Source organism: Kineosporia sp. NBRC 101677 (assembly GCF_030269265.1).
Taxonomy (GTDB): Bacteria; Actinomycetota; Actinomycetes; order Actinomycetales; family Kineosporiaceae; genus Kineosporia; species Kineosporia rhizophila.
In genome coordinates this window covers 360,672-383,356 of the sequence record NZ_BSTA01000007.1, presented here as the reverse complement: position 1 = coordinate 383,356, position 22,685 = coordinate 360,672, and the positions used below count along the sequence as shown (strand labels likewise).

General features: G+C 71.7%; 19 protein-coding genes and 1 riboswitch. Of the genes, 14 read left to right on the top strand and 5 right to left on the bottom strand.

Annotation, left to right across the window (positions count from 1 at the left end; genetic code table 11):
• Positions 1-172 precede the first annotated feature (172 nt).
• The 4 genes from QSK18_RS22485 to metX all read left to right on the top strand — a co-directional run bounded on the left by QSK18_RS22485 (position 173) and on the right by metX (position 5,051).
• On the top strand, positions 173-967 hold the full coding sequence (locus QSK18_RS22485) for a matrixin family metalloprotease (RefSeq protein ID WP_232811912.1): 795 nt from the start codon (positions 173-175) through the stop codon (positions 965-967).
• A gap of 101 nt (positions 968-1,068) precedes the next feature.
• The gene (locus QSK18_RS22480; RefSeq protein ID WP_285622844.1) at positions 1,069-2,274 is read left to right on the top strand and encodes a DUF4192 family protein; all 1,206 of its coding nucleotides are present in this window, start codon (positions 1,069-1,071) and stop codon (positions 2,272-2,274) included.
• A gap of 83 nt (positions 2,275-2,357) precedes the next feature.
• Positions 2,358-2,468, top strand: a riboswitch (SAM riboswitch).
• Positions 2,469-2,555: 87 nt separating this feature from the next.
• Positions 2,556-3,872, top strand: coding sequence for a bifunctional o-acetylhomoserine/o-acetylserine sulfhydrylase (locus tag QSK18_RS22475; RefSeq protein ID WP_232811914.1), 1,317 nt, complete (start codon positions 2,556-2,558; stop codon positions 3,870-3,872).
• Positions 3,873-5,051 carry a homoserine O-acetyltransferase MetX gene (gene metX / locus QSK18_RS22470; protein ID WP_232811915.1) on the top strand — a complete coding sequence of 393 codons (1,179 nt, stop codon included), beginning with the start codon at positions 3,873-3,875 and terminating at the stop codon, positions 5,049-5,051. It abuts the gene before it with no gap.
• A gap of 185 nt (positions 5,052-5,236) precedes the next feature.
• On the opposite strand, the gene QSK18_RS22465 is transcribed toward metX, so the two are convergent.
• Positions 5,237-5,725 carry an NUDIX domain-containing protein gene (locus tag QSK18_RS22465; RefSeq protein ID WP_232811916.1) on the bottom strand — a complete coding sequence of 163 codons (489 nt, stop codon included), beginning with the start codon at positions 5,723-5,725 and terminating at the stop codon, positions 5,237-5,239.
• Between the two features lie 79 nt (positions 5,726-5,804).
• Between QSK18_RS22465 and QSK18_RS22460 the strand changes: the two genes are divergently transcribed.
• The 3 genes from QSK18_RS22460 (at position 5,805) to QSK18_RS22450 (ending at position 8,855) form a co-directional block, all read left to right on the top strand.
• A complete protein-coding gene (locus tag QSK18_RS22460; protein WP_232811917.1) occupies positions 5,805-6,299 on the top strand; it encodes a universal stress protein in 495 nt (164 codons plus the stop codon).
• The gene (locus tag QSK18_RS22455; RefSeq protein WP_232811918.1) at positions 6,296-6,877 is read left to right on the top strand and encodes an HhH-GPD-type base excision DNA repair protein; all 582 of its coding nucleotides are present in this window, start codon (positions 6,296-6,298) and stop codon (positions 6,875-6,877) included. Before QSK18_RS22460 ends, QSK18_RS22455 begins: the two co-directional genes overlap by 4 nt.
• 325 nt (positions 6,878-7,202) lie before the next feature.
• Positions 7,203-8,855: an RNA polymerase sigma factor gene (locus tag QSK18_RS22450; RefSeq protein WP_285622834.1), complete on the top strand. Its 1,653-nt coding sequence runs from the start codon at positions 7,203-7,205 to the stop codon at positions 8,853-8,855.
• Between the two features lie 57 nt (positions 8,856-8,912).
• On the opposite strand, the gene QSK18_RS22445 is transcribed toward QSK18_RS22450, so the two are convergent.
• Positions 8,913-10,439: an MFS transporter gene (locus tag QSK18_RS22445; RefSeq protein ID WP_285622831.1), complete on the bottom strand. Its 1,527-nt coding sequence runs from the start codon at positions 10,437-10,439 to the stop codon at positions 8,913-8,915.
• Positions 10,440-10,573: 134 nt separating this feature from the next.
• Between QSK18_RS22445 and QSK18_RS22440 the strand changes: the two genes are divergently transcribed.
• Positions 10,574-11,494, top strand: coding sequence for a LysR family transcriptional regulator (locus QSK18_RS22440; protein ID WP_232811921.1), 921 nt, complete (start codon positions 10,574-10,576; stop codon positions 11,492-11,494).
• Positions 11,495-11,555: 61 nt separating this feature from the next.
• Positions 11,556-14,090 (top strand): DNA gyrase/topoisomerase IV subunit A, encoded by a 2,535-nt coding sequence (locus QSK18_RS22435; protein WP_285622827.1) that lies wholly within the window; start codon positions 11,556-11,558, stop codon positions 14,088-14,090.
• A gap of 72 nt (positions 14,091-14,162) precedes the next feature.
• Here the strand turns inward: QSK18_RS22435 and QSK18_RS22430 are convergent, their stop codons facing one another.
• Entirely contained in the window at positions 14,163-15,002 is an 840-nt protein-coding gene (locus QSK18_RS22430; protein ID WP_285622819.1) for a class I SAM-dependent methyltransferase, read from the bottom strand.
• Positions 15,003-15,095: 93 nt separating this feature from the next.
• Between QSK18_RS22430 and QSK18_RS22425 the strand changes: the two genes are divergently transcribed.
• Complete coding sequence (locus tag QSK18_RS22425) at positions 15,096-15,623, top strand: CGNR zinc finger domain-containing protein (protein WP_285622806.1); 528 nt, start codon at positions 15,096-15,098, stop codon at positions 15,621-15,623.
• Positions 15,624-15,655: 32 nt separating this feature from the next.
• Here the strand turns inward: QSK18_RS22425 and QSK18_RS22420 are convergent, their stop codons facing one another.
• Positions 15,656-16,438, bottom strand: a complete 783-nt coding sequence (locus QSK18_RS22420) for a GGDEF domain-containing protein (RefSeq protein WP_285622804.1) — start codon at positions 16,436-16,438, stop codon at positions 15,656-15,658.
• A 138-nt stretch (positions 16,439-16,576) separates the two neighbouring features.
• Here QSK18_RS22420 and QSK18_RS22415 point away from each other — a divergent pair, with 138 nt between their 5' ends.
• Genes QSK18_RS22415 through QSK18_RS22400 form a run of 4 tightly spaced genes read left to right on the top strand, consistent with a single transcriptional unit; the run spans position 16,577 to position 20,227 of the window.
• Entirely contained in the window at positions 16,577-17,512 is a 936-nt protein-coding gene (locus QSK18_RS22415; protein WP_232811926.1) for an ABC transporter ATP-binding protein, read from the top strand.
• Complete coding sequence (locus tag QSK18_RS22410) at positions 17,512-18,291, top strand: ABC transporter permease (RefSeq protein WP_285622802.1); 780 nt, start codon at positions 17,512-17,514, stop codon at positions 18,289-18,291. The genes QSK18_RS22415 and QSK18_RS22410 overlap by 1 nt, the downstream gene beginning before the upstream one ends.
• An 11-nt stretch (positions 18,292-18,302) precedes the next feature.
• Positions 18,303-19,556: a sensor histidine kinase gene (locus QSK18_RS22405; RefSeq protein WP_285622797.1), complete on the top strand. Its 1,254-nt coding sequence runs from the start codon at positions 18,303-18,305 to the stop codon at positions 19,554-19,556.
• Positions 19,553-20,227 (top strand): response regulator transcription factor, encoded by a 675-nt coding sequence (locus QSK18_RS22400; protein ID WP_285622794.1) that lies wholly within the window; start codon positions 19,553-19,555, stop codon positions 20,225-20,227. Before QSK18_RS22405 ends, QSK18_RS22400 begins: the two co-directional genes overlap by 4 nt.
• A 3-nt stretch (positions 20,228-20,230) precedes the next feature.
• On the opposite strand, the gene QSK18_RS22395 is transcribed toward QSK18_RS22400, so the two are convergent.
• Positions 20,231-22,300 carry a DNA gyrase/topoisomerase IV subunit B gene (locus QSK18_RS22395; protein WP_502894242.1) on the bottom strand — a complete coding sequence of 690 codons (2,070 nt, stop codon included), beginning with the start codon at positions 22,298-22,300 and terminating at the stop codon, positions 20,231-20,233.
• Between the last annotated feature and the right edge of the window lie 385 nt (positions 22,301-22,685).

Here is a 22,685-nt window from a genome sequence, read left to right as displayed (position 1 = left end):
ACGTCCATAAGTCGCCTTTGGCTCGTTGGACTTGCGCACGAAGCAGCGACCACCCTTTGGGCCGATGTAGCCGACCTGTTCCCAGGACGACGTCTCTGGTGTGGACACGGCCCGTCGGGAGCCGTCGACGGGTGCCCTGGGCCCGGCCGGCGCGCAGCGAACGTCTCGCCCTGTGGGTTTCCTTACCGCCGGACTCGCCGTCTGTCTGGTTCTGCTCTTCGCCCTGTCGCTGGTCTTTGCATCTGACCCGAGTGGGCGGTGGATGCGCGGCGGTCCGGCCTCGGTGCATCCCTCGCTTCCGCAGGACCTGGCTGCCGCCCCACTGGCTACCCCCGCCCCGGCGCCCTCCGGTACGGGAGGTTTCAAGCTTCTGGAGTACCAGGACGACGGCTCCGGCGTGCCCGTGCGATGGGACCCCTGCCGTCCGGTGCACTACGTGGTGCGCTCGCAGGGGGCGCCGCCCGGAGGGCAACCGGCGATCGAACGGGCGGTACGGGAGATCGAGCGGGTCACGGGTCTGCGCTTCACCTTCGACGGGGGCACGACCGAGCCGCCCACCGTCAACCGCCCCGCCCAGAACCGCGAGCGCTACGGGAATCGCTGGGCGCCGGTGCTGGTCGCCTGGACCGATCCGGCCGAGTACCCGCACATGAAGGGCTTCGCCGGGCTGGCCGGTCCGGATGCGGTGTCGGGGACGTCGCCGGGGGAGCGCCGGTATGTCAGCGGAGTGGTCTACCTGAACCGGGAGCACCTGGGCGAGGTGGCGACCTGGAGCGACGGTCGGGACCGCATCGACGCGGTGGTCCTGCACGAGTTCGGGCACCTGGTGGGGCTGGACCACGTGGAGGACCCGGGGGAGCTGATGTACCGCACGCCCACCGCCGAGCCGCACCAGGAGGGGTTCGAGGTGGGCGACCGGCGCGGGCTGGCCGCCCTGTCCGGCGGCCCGTGCTACCGCGACTTCTGAACCGGCCCGTCGTGGTGGACCTGACGTCCACGATCCCGGGGTTTTCCACAGGCTGCTGCCGAAAGCGGTTCTGGTGGCCGGTCTCCGGGCAGCATCGGGGCATGTCCTCCTCCGACCTCACGGTGAACCAGGCCGGGCCCGCTGATCTGATCGCTTCGGTCTGGTACACGCTGGGTTTCCGGCCTCTCAACAGTCTCGTGCTGATCGCGCTGCACGGTCCCCGCGGCCGGGTCGGGTCGATGCTGCGGATCGACCTGACGCCGGCCTGGTTCGGTCCGGTGGGGGTGGCCGACGTGCTCGACGCCGCGGTCGAGGCGGTGACCGGGCCCGGCGCAGCCGCTTTCGCCGGGGTGCCGCCCGGTGGCCCGCCGGACGTCTCCGACGAGGAGCGGGAAGGGCCGGACGGTTCCGGCGGGGTCTGGTTGCGGGTGGTGGCGATCGTGGCGGCGCACGATGCGCTGGCGGTGCCCGCCCCACCGGTGGCCCGGGCCCTGCCGCACCGCATGCTCGAGGCCGGGGTCTGGCTCTACGACCTGATCGGGGTCACCCCCACCGCCTACCGCTCGCTGGCCTGTCCCGACGAGAACTGCTGTCCGGCCGGGGGAAGGCCGCTGTCCGAGGTGGAGTCCAGCCGGGTCGCGATGGCCCACGTGCTGCGCGGCGACCGGCTGGCCGACAGCGAGAGCGACGTGATCGGCGACGTGGGCGATCCGGTCTCCCCGCCGGACGAGCAGCCGGATCCCTCGGCTGTGCAGGAGGAGCCGTCGACGCCGGCCGCGCTCGGCGAACGCGACCGGCGCCGCTGGTGGCGCACCTGGAACGCGCTGCTCAGCCGGGTGCCGGGCTGGGAGACCGAGCAGCTGGGCCTCGCCGAACTGGCCGACTCGCACCTGCGCGACGCCGTTTTCGTCCGGCTCGCCGCTGCCCCGGGCCCCGCCCGCGGTCGCCTCCTGCACCAGCTGCTGGCCGGGCAGGTCCCGGCCGACCTGTCCGAACACTGGGGCTCGCTGTTCTCCGGCCCGCCCAACCGCGAGCTGTTCGCCCGCGGCGAGGAGATCCTGGCCGCACTGGCCCGGCGGGGCACGGTCACCGAGCGGGGGCCGATCCTGGCCGTGCTCGCACTGCTGGCCTGGTTCCGGGGCAACGGGGTGCGCACCCGGCTGCTGATGGAACGGCTGCGGGCCGAGAACCCGGAGCTGCCCGGCGAGTTGCCGCGCCTGGCCGGTCTGGTCGAGACGCTCTGCGCCACCGGCGTCGCCCCACCGTGGGTCGAGATGTCCGAGGGCACCCAAGGGCGGGCCGGGTGATGCGCGCGACCGGCCGGCCCGGGAGAGTCCAGATTCTGAGACGACCTGGGCCAACCCGCAACTGCTCGATTACTGTTCCTTCAGGTCATGAGTACCAGCGACAAGCCCCGGCTTGCTGGTCGGCAACCCTCGTTCCGCGGTGGGGTGCCCCGGGTGATGACCAGGCCGTCGCAGTGCGACAGCAAGCGCGGTCGACACCAGTCGACCCGTCTCGACACCGGCGGGCCCCACGGCCTGCCAGGGCACGGGTCCCCTGTGCCCCTGAGCCTGGAGGAGTGCAGATGAGCGCCGACTGGTCGTTCGAGACCCGGCAGATCCACGCGGGGCAGTCGCCCGATCCCACCACGGGTGCCCGCGCGCTGCCGATCTACCAGACCACCTCGTACGTGTTCGACAGCACCGAGCACGCTGCGAACCTGTTCGGGCTCAAGGAGTTCGGGAACATCTACACCCGGCTCAACAACCCCACCACCGACGTGGTGGAGCAGCGCCTGGCCAGCCTCGAGGGCGGGGTCGGGGCGCTGCTGGTGGCCTCCGGTCAGTCGGCCGAGACGCTGGCGCTGCTCAACGTGGCCGAGGCCGGTGACCACATCGTGGCCAGCCCCAGCCTCTACGGCGGCACCTACAACCTGTTCCACTACACCTTCCCCAAGCTCGGCATCCAGGTCGGCTTCGTCGAGGACCCGGACGACCTGGACTCCTGGCGGGCCGCGGTCCGGCCGAACACCAAGGCGTTCTTCGCCGAGACGATCTCCAACCCCAAGCAGGACGTGCTCGACATCGAGGGGGTGGCCGGGGTCGCCCACGCGGCCGGGGTGCCCCTGGTGGTCGACAACACCGTGGCCACGCCCTACCTGATCCGTCCGCTGGAGTGGGGCGCCGACGTGGTGGTGCACTCGGCCACCAAGTACATCGGCGGCCACGGCGGGGCGATCGCCGGGGTGATCGTCGACGGCGGCCGGTTCGACTACACCGCCGAGCCGGAGCGTTTCCCCGGTTTCAACCAGCCCGACCCGAGCTACCACGGCCTGGTCTACGGCCGTGACCTCGGCGTCGGCAGCGCACTGGGGGCCAACCTGTCGTTCATCCTGAAGGCCCGGGTGCAGCTGCTGCGCGACCTGGGCCCGGCCGCCTCGCCGTTCAACGCCTGGGTGATCGCCCAGGGGCTGGAGACGCTGAGCCTGCGGATCGAGCGGCACGTGCAGAACGCCCAGGAGGTCGCCACCTGGCTCCAGGCCCGCGACGAGGTGGAGTCGGTGGCCTACGCCGGCCTGCCCACCAGCCGCTGGTACGAGCTGGGCCGCAAGTACGCCCCGAAGGGCACCGGCGCCATCGTGGCCTTCGAGATCAAGGGTGGGGTGGAGGCCGGGCGCCGGTTCGTCGACGCCCTCGAGCTGCACAGCCTGGTCGCCAACATCGGCGACGTGCGCAGCCTGGTGATCCACCCCGCCAGCACCACGCACAGCCAGCTCACCGAGGAGGAACAGCGGGCCACCGGGGTCACCCCCGGCCTGGTGCGGCTGTCGGTGGGACTGGAGAACATCACGGACATCCTTGCCGACCTCGAGGCCGGGTTCCGGGCGGCGAAGGTCGGCTGAATGAGTACGCAGGAGGTTTCCGTGCCCGCAGTGCCGCCGGCATCCGGCGCCTGGCGGGCCGGAGATCCCCGCGGTGGGCGGCTCTTCGCCCAGGTCGGGGACATTTCGCTCGAGCGGGGTGGGCGTCTCGAGAACGTCGGGATGGCCTACGAGACCTGGGGCGAGCTCTCGCCCTCCGGTGACAATGCGGTGCTGGTGCTGCACGCCCTCACCGGCGACAGCCACGTGGTCGGCGACGCCGGTCCCGGGCACGCCACCGCCGGCTGGTGGAACGGGCTGATCGGGCCCGGCCGCGAGCTCGACACCGACCGCTGGTTCGTGGTGGCCCCGAACGTGCTGGGCGGCTGTCAGGGCAGCACCGGGCCGTCCAGCCCGGCCCCCGACGGCCGGCCCTACGGCAGCCGCTTCCCCTACCTGACCGTGCGCGACCAGGTCGCGGCCGAGCGGGCCCTGGCCGACCAGCTCGGCATCGGCCGCTGGGCCCTGGTGGTCGGCGGCTCGATGGGGGGCATGCGGGCGCTGGAGTGGGCGGTCACCGAGCCGGAGCGGGTGGAGCGGCTGTACGTGCTGGCCTCCACCCCTGCGGCCACCGGCGACCAGATCGCCTGGTGCTCGGCCCAGCTGATGGCGATCCGCAGCGACGCGAACTTCCGCGGCGGCGACTACTACGACGCCGGGCCCGGCCAGGGCCCGCACGCCGGCCTCGGCGTGGCCCGCCGGATCGCGCACACCACCTACCGTTCCGAGGCGGAGATCAACCTGCGCTTCGGCCGGCTGCCCCAGCAGGGCGAGAACCCGCTCGGCGGCGGCGGGCGCTTCGCGGTGGAGTCCTACCTCGACCACCACGCCAACAAGCTCACCCACCGCTTCGACGCGAACTCGTACCTGGTCCTGACCGAGGCGATGAACTCGCACGACGTGGGCCGGGGGCGCGGCGGGGTGGCGGCCGCGCTGGGCCGGGTCACCGCCCGCAGCGCGGTGGCGGCGATCTCCAGCGACCGGCTGTACACGCCCGAGCAGAACGCCGAGATCGCCGCGGGCATCCCGGACTGCGCGCCGCTGCGGGTGATCGACTCGCCCTACGGCCACGACGGGTTCCTGGTCGAGGTCGACCGGGTCGGCGAGATCCTGCTGGAGCTGCTCGGCGAGCCCGCCGGCCGGGAGCTGGCCGCCCGCTGAGGCGACCGGGCCCCTGAGGTGACCAAGCCGACCAGGCCCCGAGGTGACCAAGCCCCTGGGGTGACCGGGCCCCTGAGGTGACCAAGCCGACCAGGCCCCGAGGTGACCAAGCCCCTGGGGTGACCGGGCCCCTGAGGTGACCGGGCCCCTGAGGCGACCGCACCCGTCCTCAATTCCCGAAGGGCCTACTGCCCGGACCGCACCAGCAGCACCTCGCGGATCGCGGCCAGCAGGGGTGTCCACGAGCCGCCGAAGGCCGGGTGCAGAGCCCGCCCGGCCACCTCGTCCAGGTCCACCCACTCCAGCGCATCGCTCTCCGGCGTCGCGTCGGTGGCCGTGAGCCGCGCGTCGGCCAGGCCGATCACGTAGGTGTACGTCCAGTTGCCGTGGTCGGTCCCCACCAGCTCCCGGGCAACCGTTATCAGATCGGGCTCGACCTCGGCCTCTTCCACCGCTTCCCGCAGGGCTGCCTCGGCTACAGTCTCGTGACTGTCCCGGGCGCCACCCACCAGACCCCACGTACCGCCCTCGTGCGTCCAGGCAGCACGCAACTGAAGCAGGACCCGTGGCCGGACCCCCGGCCGCACCAGGGCCAGGCCGGCCGCACCGTGGCGACCCCAGTGCCGATGGCCACAATCGCACTGCACCCATCCGTTGCCATCGCCGCCGGCCATGGGGATCACCGTACGTTCTGGGCTACGGCCGGTGTCCCCGGGGTGGTCGGTGGGGTAACGTCCCCGGCAGGAGGTTCCTATGCCAGTACTGGTCGGATTTGTGCCCACCACCGAGGGGCGAGCTGCTCTGCGGCGCGCCGTCGAGGAATGCCGCCTGCGCCGGACCCGGCTGGTCGTGGTCAGTTCCGAGCAGCAGCCGGCCGAGAACTACGGTGCCCGCCGGCCCGCGCTCGAGGCCTCCGAGGCCGAGGTCCGGGCGATCTGCGCCGAGCTCGGCCTGCTCGAGCCCGAGCTGGAGATCCGCTGGATCCGCGACGCCTACGAGCCGGCCGACGACGTGCTCGCGGTGGCCGAGGAGACCGGGGCCGAGCTGATCGTGATCGGCCTGCGCCGGCGTACCGGGGTGGGCAAGCGCATCCTCGGCGGCAGCGCCCAGCGCATCCTGCTCGACTCCTCCTGCCCGGTGCTGGCGGTCAAGGTCGACCAGCGCGCCCCCCTGGACGATTCCGGGCACGACGGCGAGGTGTTCACCCTCTCGGTGACCGGCGTCGACGAGCGCCAGAGCATCCGTTGACCCGGACGATCCGCCTGGCCCAGCAGCCGGCCGCCGACGAGCTGCTCGCCCGCGACCCGTTCGCCCTGCTCACCGGCATGCTGCTGGACCAGCAGGTGCCGATGGAGAAGGCGTTCGCGGGGCCCCGGCTGATCGCGGACCGGCTCGGCACCGACGACCTCGACCCGAAGGTCGTCGCCGCCACCGCCGAGGAACGGTTCACCGAGATCATGACCGGCCCGCCGGCCGTGCACCGCTACCCGAAGTCCATGGGGGCCCGGGTGCAGGAGCTGGCCCGGGCGGTCCTCGAGCAGTACGACGGCGACACCGAGGCGATCTGGCGGGACGTGACCACCGGCGCCGAGCTGTACAAGCGGCTGAACGCGCTGCCGGGGTACGGGCCGCAGAAGGCCAAGATCTTCGTCGCCCTCCTGGGCAAGCAGGCCGGCGTCGCCCCCGAGGGCTGGCGCACGGCGGCCGGCGACTACGGCCTGGAGGGTTTCCGCTCGGTGGCCGACGTGGTCGACGACGCCTCGCTGCAGAAGGTGCGCGAGCACAAGAAGTCGGTCAAGGCGGCGGCGAAGGCCGCCCGGAGCTAGCCCCGAGCCGGCCCGGAGCCGGCCCCGAACCGGGCCGCTGGGCAAGTTCACAGGACCCTCCGGGAGTAATTCCGGTGGACGGGCGTTTCCAAGGACGTACCCTGGTGGTTGCGGTAGGTTTCGCCAACCTGCCCTTGCGTGTGCAACAATGAACAGTTGACTGGGCTTGACTCTCAACATCACCGGCGCTAACTGGGCATCATCGGGGCCCTTCCTGCGTTGAGTAACAGGGTCGCCCACTCACTTCCAGACGTAGTTCCAAGCCGTAGTTCGACAGCACAGCGTGCCCTGCCCGGGTGCGCTGGCTCACGACGAAAGGTAGTCCGTGTCGTCGGTTCCGTCCCCCCGGCCTCTCCCGCCCGAGTTCGGTCACCCCGCACTCCAAGAGCTGCTCCGCCTCGGCGCGACCCGAGGCTCCGTCGACGCTGCCGCCGTGCGCGTCGCCTGCGAGGAGGCGGCCGTCCCGATGGCGCGTATGCGTCCCGTCCTTCGCGCGCTCGACGACGCCGGTGTCGTGATCGAGGTCCCGCAGGAGGCCAAGAGCTCGCGACGCGCCGTCGCGGCCACCGCCTCCCGGGTCACCGCGGCCACCGCGAAGACCCCGGCCAAGCCCAAGCCGGCCCCGGTCACCACCACCACCGCCGCCGCGGCCACCACGGTGGCGGCCGACGGTGAGGGTGCCCCGGCCGCCGAGGCCCGGCCGGTCGCCAAGAAGACCGTGAAGAAGGCGGCGGCCAAGAAGGCCACCGCCAAGAAGGCCGTCGCCAAGCCGAAGGGTGAAGGCGACGCCGACGACTCCGAGGACGGCGACCTCGAGGACGTCGAGATCGTCGACGGTGACCTCGAGGAGGTCGAGGTCGACGTCGAGGGCGACACCGCCGACGACGCCGACTCCGAGGAGTCCGACGACGACAGCGACGACTCGGCCGAGCCCGCTGCCGCCAAGGAGGGGGCCGCCCCGGCCGCCCCCGGTGCGCCCGCCACGCCGGCGAAGGAGGAGGAGGGCGCGTTCGTCCTCTCCAACAACGACGACGACGACGCCCCGGCGCAGCAGGTCATGACGGCCGGCGCCACCGCCGACCCGATCAAGGACTACCTGAAGCAGATCGGCAAGGTCGCGCTGCTCAACGCCGAGCAGGAGGTCGAGCTCGCCAAGCGGATCGAGGCCGGCCTGTTCGCCGAGGAGCGGCTGAACTCCGGCGAGAAGATGGAGCCGAAGAACCGCCGCGAGATGCAGTGGATCGCGGAGGACGGCCGCCGGGCCAAGAACCACCTGCTCGAGGCCAACCTGCGGCTGGTCGTCTCGCTGGCCAAGCGCTACACCGGCCGTGGCATGCAGTTCCTGGACCTGATCCAGGAGGGCAACCTCGGTCTGATCCGCGCGGTCGAGAAGTTCGACTACACCAAGGGCTACAAGTTCTCCACGTACGCCACCTGGTGGATCCGGCAGGCGATCACCCGGGCCATGGCCGACCAGGCCCGCACCATCCGGATCCCGGTGCACATGGTCGAGGTCATCAACAAGCTGGCCCGCGTGCAGCGCCAGATGCTCCAGGACCTGGGCCGCGAGCCCACCCCGGAGGAGCTGGCCAAGGAACTCGACATGACCCCGGAGAAGGTCATCGAGGTCCAGAAGTACGGCCGGGAGCCGATCTCGCTGCACACCCCCCTCGGTGAGGACGGCGACAGCGAGTTCGGTGACCTGATCGAGGACTCCGAGGCCGTGGTCCCGGCCGACGCGGTCTCGTTCACGCTGCTGCAGGAACAGCTGCACTCGGTGCTCGACACGCTGTCCGAGCGGGAGGCCGGCGTGGTCTCGATGCGGTTCGGCCTCACCGACGGCCAGCCGAAGACGCTCGACGAGATCGGCAAGGTCTACGGCGTGACCCGCGAGCGCATCCGGCAGATCGAGAGCAAGACGATGTCGAAGCTCCGGCACCCGAGCCGTTCCCAGGTGCTGCGCGACTACCTGGACTGACCGGTCCTGCACGAGAAACACCCCCGGCCTGCGAAGGCCGGGGGTGTTCTTCGTTTCTCAGGCGGTGCGCGCCACCGGACGGATCTTGAGATCGGCGACGAACTGACGCCGGGCCAGCGTGAGCAGGGCGGCGCCCACTGCCATCCCGACCGCCATCACCAGCCAGGCCGCCGGGTAGCCGGCCGAACCGGCCACGAGCCCGAACAGCAGGGGGCCGAAAGCGCCGCCGGCGAACGCCCCGGCCTGAACAAAGGCGGCTGCGCTGTTCGGACGGTCACGGCCGAGCCGGACCACGGCGAAGATCAGCAGCCCGGGCCAGGACCATCCCAGGGCGAAAGCGACCAGGCCCCCGATCAGCACGAGCGGCACGTTGCCGAGGGCGAGTAGGGCCAGGCCGATCGATCCGGCGGCCATCTGCAGGGTGACGACGGGCAGGTTGCGACCGTTGCGGCGGTCGGCGGCGGCGCCCACGAGAAGACGCCCGGTGATGGCCAACGCGCTGCAGGCGGCCACGAAGAACCCGGCGGTGGACGCGGAAAGGCCGGAGAGGTGGGCCCACTGGGGGAGGAAGGCGATCAGCGCCATGGCGGAGCCGTTCGCGGTGAGCATGGCGCAGGCGGTGAGGAAAAGGGCCGACCGGGGGGCTGATTCGAGTGGGGCGGGCGGCTGCGCGGGGTGGGGCGATGGGGGCGAACTGGGGACGTCGGTGGTGGGCGCGGTAGTGGTGGCGGCGGTTTTGTGGGTGAGGGTGGCAGAACTGGGGACGTTGGTGGCGGGGGCGGTGGGGTCCCCGGCGGTTTGGTGCGTGGAGGCGGCAGAACGAGGGACGTCGGTGGTGGCCGCGGCGGCGACGGCGGCGGTTTGGGGGATGGGGGCGGCAGAACGAGGGACGTCGGTGGTGGCCGCGGTGGCGACGGCGACGGTTTGGGGGAGGGGGGCGGCAGAACGAGGGACGTCGGTGGTGGCCGCGGTGGGGGCGGCAGAATTGCGGACGCCGGGAGCAGATGGGGCGGCCTTGCGGGGGATGCGCGTGGCGGCCAGGAGCAAGGTCACGGCGCTCAGCGCCAGCAGGCCATAGGTCCAGCGCCAGCCCAGCCACAGACCAACCGCCGGCACGGCCAACCCGGCAATGAGCGCAGCCGCCGGGGGAGCAGACTGCTTGACCCCGAACCCCAGCCCCTGTCGCCCGGGCGCCACCGTCTCGGACAAGCTGAAGTTGGCTGCGGTGGTCAGCCCGGCCTGGCCTACCCCGCCGATGAGCACGAACAGCAGCAGCACCAGGTAGTGGTGGGCCAGCAGCGCGATCCCCAGCGCGCAGGCCAGAGTGCAGGCGGCGGCCAGCAGGGTAAGCGGACGACGGCCGTGCACCTCGCCGAAGCGGGTGATCGCCACCGACACCAGGGCCCCGATGCCGAACGCGACCGAGACCAGCAGACCCTGGGCGGCCTCGCCGAAGTGCAGGTCGGCACGGATCATCACGGACTGGTTGCTGAGCAGCTGCAGCGGCAGCGTGCCCAGCGAGGCGATCGCGGCGGCGGTCATGGCCGCCCTGAAGAACGACGGGCGGGCCTTGGGGGCGAGCACGGACGACCTCCCGGTGCCGGTGACAAGGGTCGATCCTCGTTGAGCGATGCGGACCCCCATGCTGCGCCGAACCCGCCCCATCTGTGAAATGCATATACCGGCGCGAAGCGATGCGCTCAACGTATAGTCCAGCGATGGACGACCGGGACCTGCGCTGGCTGACCCTTCTGGCGGAGACCGAGAATGTGTCGCAGACCGCCGCCCAGCTCGGCGTGCCCCAGCCCACCGTGTCCCGGGCCCTGGCCCGGCTGGAGGCCGACTTCGGTGCGCCGCTCTTCGACCGCGCCGGGGGCCGGTTACGGCTGAACCGCAGTGGAGAGCTCGCGGTGGCGCACGCGCAGCGGGTGGTGCAGGAGATCGACACCGCCCGGGAGCGGATCGCCGAGCTGAATCACCCCGAGCGCGGCCTGATCCGGCTCGGATTCCTCAGCACGCTGGGCGAGTCGGTGGTCCCGGCCCTGCTCACTCGCTACCGCCGCAGTGCGCCCGAGGTGAGATTCGTGCTTCAGGAAGGGCATTCGACCGACTTCCGGGAGTGGATCCGCGAGGGGCGGGTCGATCTGGCTCTGACCGGGCGGATGCGTCCGGGGACCGATCCGGACTGGAAGGACGTGGGCTGGGCACAGATCCAGACCCAGCAGCTGTGCCTGGCCGTGCCCGCCGGGCACCCGCTGGCCGGCGGCGGCCCGGTCGACCTGGCCCAGGTGGCGCACGAGCAGTTCATCACCTTCTGGCCCCGGGCCGAGGTCCGGCTGCTCACCGAACAGCTCTGCCGGGAGGCCGGTTTCACCCCGGCCGTGGCGGTGCAGACCGGTGAGGTGGCGACCGCCCGGGCCCTGGTCGCGGCCGGGCTGGGGGTGGCCGTGGTACCCGCCCCCGGCATCCCGGCCGGGCCGGTCACCGCTTCCAGCAGCAGCGAGGTCCTGGGCGTGGTGCACCTGCCGCTCAGCAACCCGGGGGCCGAGCGTCAGGTCGGGATCGCCTGGCCGGCGCACGGCCGGCTGAGCCCCGCGGTGGCCCGCTTCCTGGCGTTCCTGCGCTCCGGCGGAGAGTAATTCTCACCTCCTCAGCGTGCCCGTGGTACGAACAGGTGTCCGGACGGTGGACAATGCGGGCATGGCCCGTCGTTCTTCCACACCCCCGCCGCCTGAGGACTTCACCGAGCGGATCGTCGACATCGACGTCGAGCAGGAGATGCAGGGGGCGTTCCTCGAGTACGCCTACTCCGTCATCTACTCGCGCGCCCTGCCCGACGCCAGGGACGGGCTCAAGCCGGTGCAGCGGCGCATCGTGTACACCATGCAGGACATGGGCCTGCGCCCCGAGCGCCCGCACGTGAAGTCGTCGCGGGTGGTCGGCGACGTGATGGGCAAGCTGCACCCGCACGGTGACACCGCGATCTACGACGCGCTGGTCCGGCTCGCCCAGGGCTTCACCATGCGCGCGCCCCTGGTCGACGGGCACGGCAACTTCGGCTCGCTGGACGACGGCCCGGCGGCCGCCCGGTACACCGAGGCCCGGCCCGCCCCGCTGACCACCGAGCTGACCAACGGCCTGGACGAGGACACGGTCGACTTCGTCCCGAACTACGACAACAGCCTCACCCAGCCCGAGGTGCTGCCCGCGGCGTTCCCCAACCTGCTGGTCAACGGGGCCAGCGGGATCGCGGTCGGGATGGCCACCAACATGGCCCCGCACAACCTGGTCGAGGTGGTGGCGGCGGCCCGCCACCTGCTGACCCACCCGAACGCCACGCTGGAAGACCTGATGCGGTTCATCCCCGGGCCGGACCTGCCCACCGGGGGCCGGATCATCGGCCTGGACGGCATCCGGGACGCCTACGCCTCCGGCCGCGGCAGCTTCCGCACCCGGGCCACCGTCTCGATCGAGAACGTCACCGCCCGCAAGCAGGGCGTCGTGGTCACCGAGCTGCCCTACCTGGTCGGGCCGGAGAAGGTGATCGGCAAGATCAAGGAGCTCGTGCAGGCCAAGAAGCTGCAGGGCATCTCCGACGTGGTCGACCTGTCCGACCGCACCCAGGGCCTGCGCCTGGTGATCGAGATCAAGACCGGGTTCAACCCCGAGGCGGTGCTCGAGCACCTCTACCGGCTCACCCCGCTGGAGGAGTCGTTCGGCATCAACAACGTGGCGCTGGTCGACGGCCAGCCCCGCACCCTGGGCCTGCGGGAGCTGCTCAGCGTCTACGTCAACCACCGGATCGACGTGGTGCGCCGGCGCACCACGTTCCGGCGGGCCAAGCGGCAGGACCGGCTGCACCTGGTCGACGGTCTGCTGGTCGCCATCGTCGACATCGACGAGGTGATCCGGATCATCCGCTCCAGCGACGACACCGCGATGGCCCGCGAGCGCCTGGTCGCGGCCTTCGAGCTGACCCAGACCCAGACCGACTACATCCTCGAGATGCCGCTGCGCCGGCTCACCAAGTTCTCCAAGATCGAGCTGGAGAAGGAGAAGAGCGAGCTCGAGCGGGACATCGAGGAGCTGTCCGGCATCCTGTCCGACGACAAGGTGCTGCGGAAGCTGATCTCCGGCGAGCTCGCCCAGGTGGCCAAGACGTACGGCACCCCGCGCCGCACCGTGCTGCTGGAGGGCTCGGGGGCGGCCGTGAAGTCGGCCAGCGCCACCCCGCTGGAGGTGGCCGACTCGCCCTGCTGGGTGCTGCTGTCCTCCACCGGCCTGCTCGCCCGCACCACCAACGTCGAGCCGCTCACCCCGGTCGAGGGCGGTCACCGCCAGGCCCACGACGTGCTGGTCTCGGCGGTGCGCACCAGTACCCGGGGCGAGGTCGCGGCGATCACCAGCCACGGCCGGATGATCCGGGTGCCGGTGGTCGACATGCCCGCCCTGCCGCCCACCTCGAACGCTCCCACGCTCTCGGGCGGCGCGCCGGCCACCGAGTTCGTCACCCTGGCCAAGGGGGAGCGGCTGCTCGGCCTGACCTCGCTGTCCACCGAGACCGCGGGGCTGGCGCTCGGCACCGCCCGGGGAGTGGTCAAGCGGGTCACCATCGACTACCCGGCCAACAAGGACGAGTGGGAGATCATCGGCCTGCGCGAGGGGGACGAGGTGGTCGGCGTGGTCGAGCTGCCCACCGACGAGGCCGACCTGGTGTTCATCAGCTCCGAGGCGCAGCTGCTGCGCTTCAGCGCCAAGCTGGTCCGCCCGCAGGGCCGCGCGGCCGGCGGGATGGCCGGGATCAACCTGGCCGCCGGGGCGAAGGTGGTCTGGTTCGGGGCGGTCGACCTGAACGTGAAGGACGGCGAGTGGGGGAACGTCGTGGTGACGATCTCCGGCTCCAGTTCCGCGCTGCCGGGCACCCAGACCGGGGCCGCCAAGCTCACCCCGTTCGCGGAGTACCCGGCCAAGGGCCGCGCCACCGGCGGGGTGCGGTGCCACCGGTTCGTGAAGGGCGAGGACTCGCTGCTGCTGGCCTGGGCCGGCCCGGCACCCGCCCACGCGGCCGGGGCCACCGGTGCAGCGGTCGACCTGCCCGCGCCCGACCAGCGGCGCGACGGCTCGGGCGTCCCGCTCAAGGCGGCAGTGGTCGCGATCAGCGGTCCCCGGCCGGTTTTCGGGGCCACCGACCCCGAAGAAGGTGCCGAGGAGACCGAGACCCTCCCCGGGGTCTGATCTTTCGAAGCCCACAAACTCATGACGTCCGTGAGCACCATCGGTGCTCACGGACGTCGACAGTTTGTTGGTTCAGAGAGCGGTGCGCCCGGTGACCGCCGCGTCGAGAAGCCCCCGCCAGACCAGCCCGGTCTCGGCAAAACCGGCCTTCAGCAACGCTTCCTGGTGCCAGGTCACATCCATCAGCGACTCGGTGTGGTCGTCACCGCGCCGCTGGGCGAAGAACGCGTCGCGCTCGGCGGTCGGCCCGGAGAGCTCCGGGTCGGCGCGCAGCAGGTCCCACCAGGCCTCCCAGCTCGGCACGCCGTCTTCCCAGCGGGCGTACCGGGTGCGGCGTTCCACCTGGGCCAGGCCGTCGGTCAGCGAGGGGAGCCCCGGGTCGATCATGTAGTCGGCATTGATCAGCACCCCGCCCGGCCGCAACAGCGTGCGCGCCTCGGCGTACACCCCCTGGACCCGCTCGGCCGGCAGCCAGTGCAGCGCGGTGGCCGTGAGCACAGCGTCGAACCCGCCCGCGTCGAGCGCCGAGCCCAGGGTGGAAGTCAGCGTGCTGGGCCAGGTCCCGGTGCCCAGGTCGACCTCGGCCACGGTCACCCGGGCGTCGTCGGCGAAGGAACCCCGGGCGATCGCGAGCAGCGCCGCGTCGATGTCCAGCACCACGGTGGTGGCCTTCGGAAAGCGCTGCAGCACACGGCGGCTGATCGAGCCGGTGCCGCCGGCCAGGTCGAGCACCCGCGGCGTGAGCAGTTCGGACGGGCCCGCGACCTGACTCTCGGAATCCGCACTGCTCTCGCTGGGCAGCATCACGGCCTCGACGGTGTCGAGCATGGCGGCGAACCGCTGCTCCCGGTCCGGCAGGTACGCCTCCTGCTGCGCGTCCCACTGACGCTGCCAGTTCTCCCAGTCGCTCATACCGGTCCCCTGTCCTCAAGTCCTCAGTCGCCCTGTAATGAGCGCTACCGGCTCACGCTCATTACGCTAGACCGGACGGGGTAAGCTGCACAAGTGGATACAGCCGCTTACGCGCAACGCGCCATGGACCTGGTGAACGCCACGCTCGACACGCCGGACGATCTGCGGGCCTTCCTCGGGACGCGGGAGTGGATGGTCGAGGCGGTGCGCGCCGAGGACGTGCCGGTGCTGCAGGAGTTCCGGGTCCGGCTGGCGGAGGTGGCCGACGCCTCGGCCGCCCGCGACGGCGGCACGGTGGTGGCCCGGCTCAACGCCCTGCTGGCCCTGCACCCGATCCGGCCGGTGATCTCCGGTCACGACGAGGGCAGCTGGCACCTGCACGTGTACGACGTGGATGCCTCGGTGAGCGAGACGGTCTGCGCCGAGGCGCTCTTCGGCCTGGCCATGCTGGTCTCCGACCACGGCGCCACCAAGATCGGCCGGTGCGCGGCCACCCGCTGCAGCAACGCGTTCATCGACACGTCGGCCAACTCCTCACGCCGGTTCTGCTCCACCCGCTGCAGCACCCGGATGAACGTGGCGGCCCTGCGGGCCCGGCAGAAGGCGGCCCGGACGAGCTAGGCCCGGCCCCGGTCCAGAACTCAGAACAGGACTCAGAACTGGACCACGTTGCGGTTGGAGGCCTTGGCCTGCACCAGCGCCCGGTCGGCGCGGTCCAGCAGCAGTTCCGGGGTCCGGTCCTTGTCCTGCGAGATCGCGAAACCGACGCTGGCCGAGATGGTGATCGGCTCGCCGTGGAAGCTGACCGGCTCGCTCACCGTGGTCACCACGCGCTCGCCGATCCGGGCGATCAGGTGGTCCGGCCCGATCGCGTCCATGATCACCATGAACGTGTCGTTGGCGATCCTGCAGACCATGTCGCCGGTGCGCAGCTGCGACTGCATCCGCGCGGCGGTCACCTGCAGCACGTGGTCGCCGACCTCACGGCCGTGGATCTCGTTCAGGTCGGCGAAACCGTTGATGTCCAGGATCATCACGGCCAGCCGGTGGTTGCGGTTGCGGGCCCGGGCCAGCCGGGTGTTGAGCCACCACTGCGCCTCGGCCCGGTTGGGCAGCCCGGTCAGCGTGTCCAGGCCGCGCTCGGAGCCGCTGTCGGCGCTGCGCTTGCCCAGCAGGCCCCGGAGCCGCTCGCGCGAGACGTAGGCGGCGCCGGCGGCGGCCAGGAGCAGGGCGATCCCGGCGCCGGCCAGCATCCGGCGTTTGGTGGCGGGCGACTTGCGCCGGGGGAGCGCCCGGGGCAACACCGGCAGCGCAGCCAGGGTGGGCAGGGTGGGCAGGTGCAGACCGGTCGGGTCCGGCCGGTGCAGCGAGCGTGACGTCTTCCCCCGCGGGCTGAGGCTGGAGGAAGCGGTCGATGACAACCTCGGGCGCTTCATGGCTTGGACTTCGGTCGGCCCTCAGAGGGGCTTGAGCCTGAAGGGTGAGGTCAGGTGCCGCGCTCTGCCCACGGGCAGAGGCCGGGTTGTGCCCGGGGGGCGATGTCCGGCGGCCGCCCGAGCGACACAGTCGTGGGCATGGACACCGACGAGGAGCACGTGGTGAGCGTCCGGGGGCTGCACAAGGCCTACGCCGGGCGAACCGTGGTGAACGGGGTGGATCTGCAGGTCCGGGCCGGTGAGGTGCTGGGCCTGATCGGCGCCAACGGGGCGGGCAAGACCACCACCGTCGAATGCCTGCAGGGACTGCGCAGGCCCGACCGTGGCACGATCCGGGTGCTCGGGCTGGACCCGCACCGCGACGCCGACCGGCTGCGCCGGCAGGTGGGCAGCCAGCTGCAGAACTCGGCCCTGCCCGACCGGATGAGGGTCCGCGAGGCGGTGGCGCTGTTCTCCGGGCCGCACGCCGCCGACGCCGGCGAACTCCTCGAGCGGTTCGGCCTGGCCCATCGGCACGGATCGGCGTTCGGCGGGATGAGCGGGGGCGAGCGGCAGCGGCTGTTCCTGGTTCTGGCCCTGCTGAACCGGCCCCGGCTGGTGATCCTCGACGAACTCACCCAGGGGCTGGATCCGGCCGCCCGGCGGGAGGTCTGGTCGGCCGTGGCCCGGCTGCGGCGCGAAGGCACGACCGTTCTGCTGGTGACCCACGAGCTGGACGAGGCCGAGGCGCTGTGCGACCGGGTGGTGGCGATGCGCGCCGGGCGGGTGCTCGACCAGGGCACCCCGGCCGACCTGGTGGCCCGGCACGGCGGCTGGGCCACGGTCCGGTTCAGCCTCACCGACCCGCAGGCGGCTCAGGAGCTGAGCAGTCTGCCGGGCGTGCAGGACGTCTCGCGGCGAGGTGAGGAACTGGCGGTGACCGGCAGCCGGGCGGTGATCGCCCACACCGGAGCCTGGCTGCTGGCCCGCGGCGGCCCCGAAGGCGTCCCGGCCGACCTGCGGGTGGAGATCCCCGACCTGGAGACCGCCCTGCTCGCCCTTCTGGACAGCGATCACGAGAGCGAGGCCGCGTAATGACCACCGTCGTCACGGCCGGTACCGCCGAGGCGGTCCGCCGGCACCCGTCCGCAACCCGTCGCCTGCTGGTCTCCGAACTGAGGCTGCTCGGCCGGGAGCCGATGACCCTGACCTTCGTCCTGGCCTTCCCGATCGTCACCATGCTGGTGATCGCCGGATCGTTCGGTACCCAGCCGGACGAGGGCTTCCCGGTGAATCCGGCGCACTGGTACGTGGCCTCGTACGTCACCGTGGTGATCGGGGCCACCGGGCTGGTGATGCTCCCCGTGCACATCGCCTCCTACCGCGAGCGCGGTGTACTCCGCCGCCTGGCCGCCTCCGGCTTCCCCCGCTGGTCGTTCGCCCTGGCCGAGATCGCCGTGGGGCTGGTCGCCATCGCCGTGGCCTCCGTAGTGCTCCTGGCCGTGGCAGCCCCGATCTACGGCATACCCCGCCTCGAAAATCCCCTGAGGGTGCTCGCGGCCGCGTTCGCCGGCTCGCTGTTCTTTGTGGCGCTCGGCGTGCTGCTCGGGACGATCCTGCCGAGCGCCCGGGCCGCCCAGGCGGTGGGGCTGCTGCTCTACTTCCCGTCGTTCCTGCTCGGTGGGGGAGGCCCGCCCCCGGCCGTGATGAGCGACGCCCTGGCCTCCGTGGCCGAGGTCCTGCCCCTGACCCTGGTCACCGAGGCAATGCGGGGCCCCTGGCTGGGGCTGGGCAACGAGACCGGAACCCTGTTGGCGGTGACCGGTCTGGCGGCCGTCGCAACCTTCCTGGCTGTGCGCCGCACCGCTCTGTGAGACTGACTCCTGTGCCCCTAGGTCCTGTCCTGCGAATCGGTCGCCTACTGCGGGGCACCCGGTGGGCAGCCTGGACGCACCCGGCGGGCGCCCACGTAGAACCACTACGAGGGCGCCCACCGGGCACGCCCAGGCCGTCACCGGGCACCTCCTCGCAACGGCGCCGATCCACAGGACAGCCCCTAGCCGCGATCGAGCGTTCCCCGAGGTGGGCCGCGGCGATCGCGGTTACGGCGTTCGCCCTGGTCGGAACCGTTTTCCCGTTCGGGCCGACCCCGCAGATCGCCCGCTGGACGGCGCTGGCCGCAATTGCCCTGACGGTCGCCGAACTGGCCCGGCGCCGCGCCGGTGGCCGGCTGCTGCTGGCCGGGCTGTTGCTGGCCGATGCCGGGCTGCACGTGATCGGCGCCGGTGGCTCGGCCACGCTGAGCTGGTTCGGGATGATCATCCTGGCCGCCTGGGCGGCCTACGCCCTGCCGAACCGGGTGGCGCTGACCTTCGCCGTCGTGATCTGTGCGCCGATGCTGGCGCAGTGGATGTTCGAGCCCGACACCGGCTGGGCCTCCTGGACGGCGGGCACCCTGTTCACCGGTTTCGCCTGCGTGCAGGACACCCGGCAGCGGGTCCTGCTCCAGGAGCTGCGCCGGGCCCAGGCCGAGCTGGCCACCCGGGCCGCGGCCGAGGAACGCGCCCGCATCGCCCGTGAACTGCACGATGTGATCGGCCACGCCCTGACCGTCTCCACCCTGCACATCAGCAGCGCCCGGCTGGCCCTGGCCGACGAGCCCGCCGAGGCCGAGGCGGCGCTGGCCGAGGCCGAGAGGCTCACCCAGGCCGGGCTGGCCGAGGTGCGCACGGCGGTGGGGTTGCTGACCGGGCCGAGCAGCCGGCAGCCGCTGCCGGGCGCGGCCGAGATCCCCGAGCTCATCGAGACCTTCCGTCGGGCCGGTGGCCGGATCGACGTCGAGGGCGAGTTCGGTTCCCTGAACGCGACTCTCGGCCTGACGGTCTACCGCATCCTGCAGGAGGCGCTGACCAATGCCGTGCGCCACGCTCACGGATCACCGGTCTCGGTCACGGTCACGGTGAACGCAACTGGAGCACAGACCCGACTGGTCGTACAGTCCGAGGCGCGCCCGACGTCCATCGTTGGAAGCGGAAGTGGACTGGTGAGCATGCGCGAAAGAGCTGAGGCAGTGGGCGGGAACCTGACCGCCGGGCCGCACGAGACGGGTTGGCGGGTCGAGGCGGTGCTGCCCACGTGAGCATTCGCGTGCTTCTGGTCGACGACCAGGAGCTGATCCGGGCCGGCCTGCGCGGAATCCTGCGCCCGAGATACGGGTTCGAGATCGTGGCGGAACTGGGCGATGGGACGTCGGTGGTTGCGGCGGTCGGCGAACACCAGCCGGACGTCGTGGTCATGGACGTACGGATGCCGGGCGTGAGTGGGGTGGAGGCGACCCGGCGGGTGCGGGCCGTGGACGGCCCACCAGTGCTGGTACTGACCACTTTTGAAGACGACGAGGTGCTCGCCGGTGCGCTACGCGCGGGCGCGGCCGGGTTCCTGCTCAAGGGGGTGCCGGCCACCGACCTGCAGCGGGCGGTGAAAACGGTGGCCGAGGGCGGGGCCTGGCTCGATCCGGCCGTGACCGGAAGGGTGCTGAACGCCTACCGGGACGGTGCACCCGCCGTGGAGGCCGGCCCGGCGCTGGAGGTGCTGACCCCACGCGAGCGGGAGGTGCTCACGCTGATCGGGGAGGGGCTGACCAACGCCGAGATCGCCGCCCGGTTCGTGCTCGGTGAGGGCACGGTGAAAAGCCACGTGGGGCGGATCTTCTCGAAGCTCGACCTGCGCGACCGGGCCGGGGCCGTGGTGCTGGCCTTCGACCACGGCCTGGTCCGTCCGGAACCAGGCCGTGACCGCAGGGTCCAGTGAGATCTAGGCGTCGATCCGGTCGCGGTCCATCTGGGCCGCGCCTTCCACGATGAAGTCCTTGCGCGGGGCCACGTCGTTGCCCATCAGCAGGTCGAACACCCGCTCGGCGGCCGCCGCGTCCTGCATCCGGACCCGGCGCAGCGTGCGCCGGCGCGGGTCCATCGTGGTCTCGGCCAGCTGGTCGGCGTCCATCTCACCCAGACCCTTGTACCGCTGGATGTTCTCCTTCCAGCTGCGGCCGCGCTTGCGCAGGTCGGCCAGCAGCCGCTGGAGCTCCTGCTCGGAGTAGGTGTAGACCATCTCGTTCTTCTGCCGGCCGGAGCCGATCACCTCGACCCGGTGCAGCGGCGGCACCGCCGCGTACACCCGGCCGGCCTCGACCAGCGGGCGCATGTAGCGGAAGAACAAGGTGAGCAGCAGGGTGCGGATGTGCGCGCCGTCGACGTCGGCGTCGGTCATCAGGATGATCTTGCCGTAGCGCGCCGCCGGCAGCTCGAACGTGCGGCCCGAGCCGGCCCCGATCACCTGGATGATCGCCCCGCACTCGGCGTTCTTCAGCATGTCGGCGATGGACGCCTTCTGCACGTTGAGGATCTTGCCGCGGATCGGCAGCAGCGCCTGGAACTCGCTGTTGCGGGCGAAGTTCGCGGTGCCCAGGGCCGAGTCACCCTCGACGATGAACAGTTCCGAGCGGTCCACGTCCTCGCTGCGGCAGTCTTTCAGCTTGGTCGGCAGCGACGAGGTCTCCAGCGCGTTCTTGCGGCGCTGGGTCTCCCGGGTCTGGCGGGCGGTGACCCGGGTGCGCATCGCCCCGACGACCTTCTCCAGCACCAGTGCGGCCTGGGCCTTCTCGACCCGGGCGGCCGAGGTGAGCTTGGCCGTGAGCTCGCGCTCGATCACCCGCGAGACGATGCCGCGCACCGCGTTGGTGCCCAGGATCTCCTTGGTCTGGCCCTCGAACTGGGGCTCGGCCAGGCGGACGGTGACGACGGCGGTCAGGCCCTCGAGCACGTCGTCCTTCTCGATCTTGTCGTTCTTCTCGTTGAACTTGAGCTTGCGCTTGTTCGCCGGGTCGGCGATCTGCGCGCGCAGCGTCTTCAGCATCGCCTGCTCGTAGCCGGCCACGTGGGTGCCGCCCTTGGGCGTGGCGATGATGTTCACGAACGAGCGCAGCTCGGTGTCGTAGCCGGTGCCCCAGCGCATCGCCACGTCGACGAAGCACTCGCGCTCGACCTCGGTGTGCACCATCTGGCCGCGGCTGTCCAGGACCGGCACGTTCTCCTTGAAGTGCCCGGTGCCCTCCAGCCGCCAGACGTCGGTGACCGCGGCGTCGGTGGACAGGAACTCGACGAACTCGCCGATCCCGCCCTCGTGCAGGAACTTCTCCTCGACCGGGCCGTCGGCGCCGGGGGTGCCGGGCAGGCCGCGCTCGTCGCGCAGCACGATCTCCAGACCCGGTACCAGGTAGGTGGTCTGGCGGGCCCGGGTGACCAGCTCGTCGTAGGAGAAGGCGGCGTCCTTGATGAAGATCTGCCGGTCGGCCCAGTAACGCACCCGGGTACCGGTGACCCCGCGCTTGACCTTGCCCACGACCTGCAGGGCGGAGTTGTCGACGAAGGGGGTGAAGCCCGCCTCCGGGTCCATCCCGTCGAAGATGCCCGGCTCACCGCGGCGGAAGCTCATCGCGTGGATCTGCCCGCCCCGCTCGACCTGGACGTCGAGCCGGGAGGAGAGGGCGTTGACCACGCTGGCGCCGACGCCGTGCAGACCGCCCGAGGCGTTGTACGAGCCGCCGCCGAACTTGCCGCCCGCGTGCAGTTTGGTGAAGACCACCTCGACGCCGGTCAGGCCGGTCTTCGGCTCGACGTCGACCGGGATGCCCCGGCCGTCGTCGTGCACCTCGACCGAGCCGTCGGCGTGCAGCACCACCCGGATGTGCTGGCAGTGCCCGGCCAGCGCCTCGTCCACCGCGTTGTCGATGATCTCCCACAGGCAGTGCATCAGGCCCCGGGAGTCGGTGGAGCCGATGTACATGCCGGGACGCTTGCGGACGGCCTCCAGGCCCTCCAGCACCGACAGGTGGCGGGCGGTGTAGTCGGAACCAGCCGAGGAGCGTGATCCCGCGGAAGCCGGTCGTTTCGCGCCGGCGGCGCGGGACCGGGCCGTCTCGCTGGGTTGCACGGCCACGGGCGGCTCCTTGCTGTCGGGTGGTGCTCGTCGATGTTCGGGGGTCGAACGCGCGTTCGAATATAGCTTGGGCATGCGGGGGCCCGGGAGGGCGTTGTTTCGGGCCGCTTCCGGGCAGATTACCCGGATGCCCACAGAGGTGGTTCCCAACGCGCCGGGATCCGCAGCGTGCCGAGGGTCTCTCCCGGGCGCCCGGACGGTCGCTCTGTGTAGCACTGAGTGATCGAGGGCCTGCGCCCAGTGGTTCTTCAGTGACTACGCGGACAGCGAA

What these genes read in the sequence shown, in the direction of transcription:
- QSK18_RS22420 (WP_285622804.1), bottom strand. Translation starts at nt 16,438, where the DNA reads ATGAAGCGCCCGAGGTTGTCATCGACCGCTTCCTCCAGCCTCAGCCCG.
- QSK18_RS22460 (WP_232811917.1), top strand. Translation starts at nt 5,805, where the DNA reads ATGCCAGTACTGGTCGGATTTGTGCCCACCACCGAGGGGCGAGCTGCT.
- QSK18_RS22465 (WP_232811916.1), bottom strand. Translation starts at nt 5,725, where the DNA reads ATGGCCGGCGGCGATGGCAACGGATGGGTGCAGTGCGATTGTGGCCAT.
- QSK18_RS22410 (WP_285622802.1), top strand. Translation starts at nt 17,512, where the DNA reads ATGACCACCGTCGTCACGGCCGGTACCGCCGAGGCGGTCCGCCGGCAC.
- QSK18_RS22430 (WP_285622819.1), bottom strand. Translation starts at nt 15,002, where the DNA reads ATGAGCGACTGGGAGAACTGGCAGCGTCAGTGGGACGCGCAGCAGGAG.
- QSK18_RS22435 (WP_285622827.1), top strand. Translation starts at nt 11,556, where the DNA reads ATGGCCCGTCGTTCTTCCACACCCCCGCCGCCTGAGGACTTCACCGAG.
- QSK18_RS22440 (WP_232811921.1), top strand. Translation starts at nt 10,574, where the DNA reads ATGGACGACCGGGACCTGCGCTGGCTGACCCTTCTGGCGGAGACCGAG.
- QSK18_RS22480 (WP_285622844.1), top strand. Translation starts at nt 1,069, where the DNA reads ATGTCCTCCTCCGACCTCACGGTGAACCAGGCCGGGCCCGCTGATCTG.
- QSK18_RS22475 (WP_232811914.1), top strand. Translation starts at nt 2,556, where the DNA reads ATGAGCGCCGACTGGTCGTTCGAGACCCGGCAGATCCACGCGGGGCAG.
- metX (WP_232811915.1), top strand. Translation starts at nt 3,873, where the DNA reads ATGAGTACGCAGGAGGTTTCCGTGCCCGCAGTGCCGCCGGCATCCGGC.
- QSK18_RS22415 (WP_232811926.1), top strand. Translation starts at nt 16,577, where the DNA reads ATGGACACCGACGAGGAGCACGTGGTGAGCGTCCGGGGGCTGCACAAG.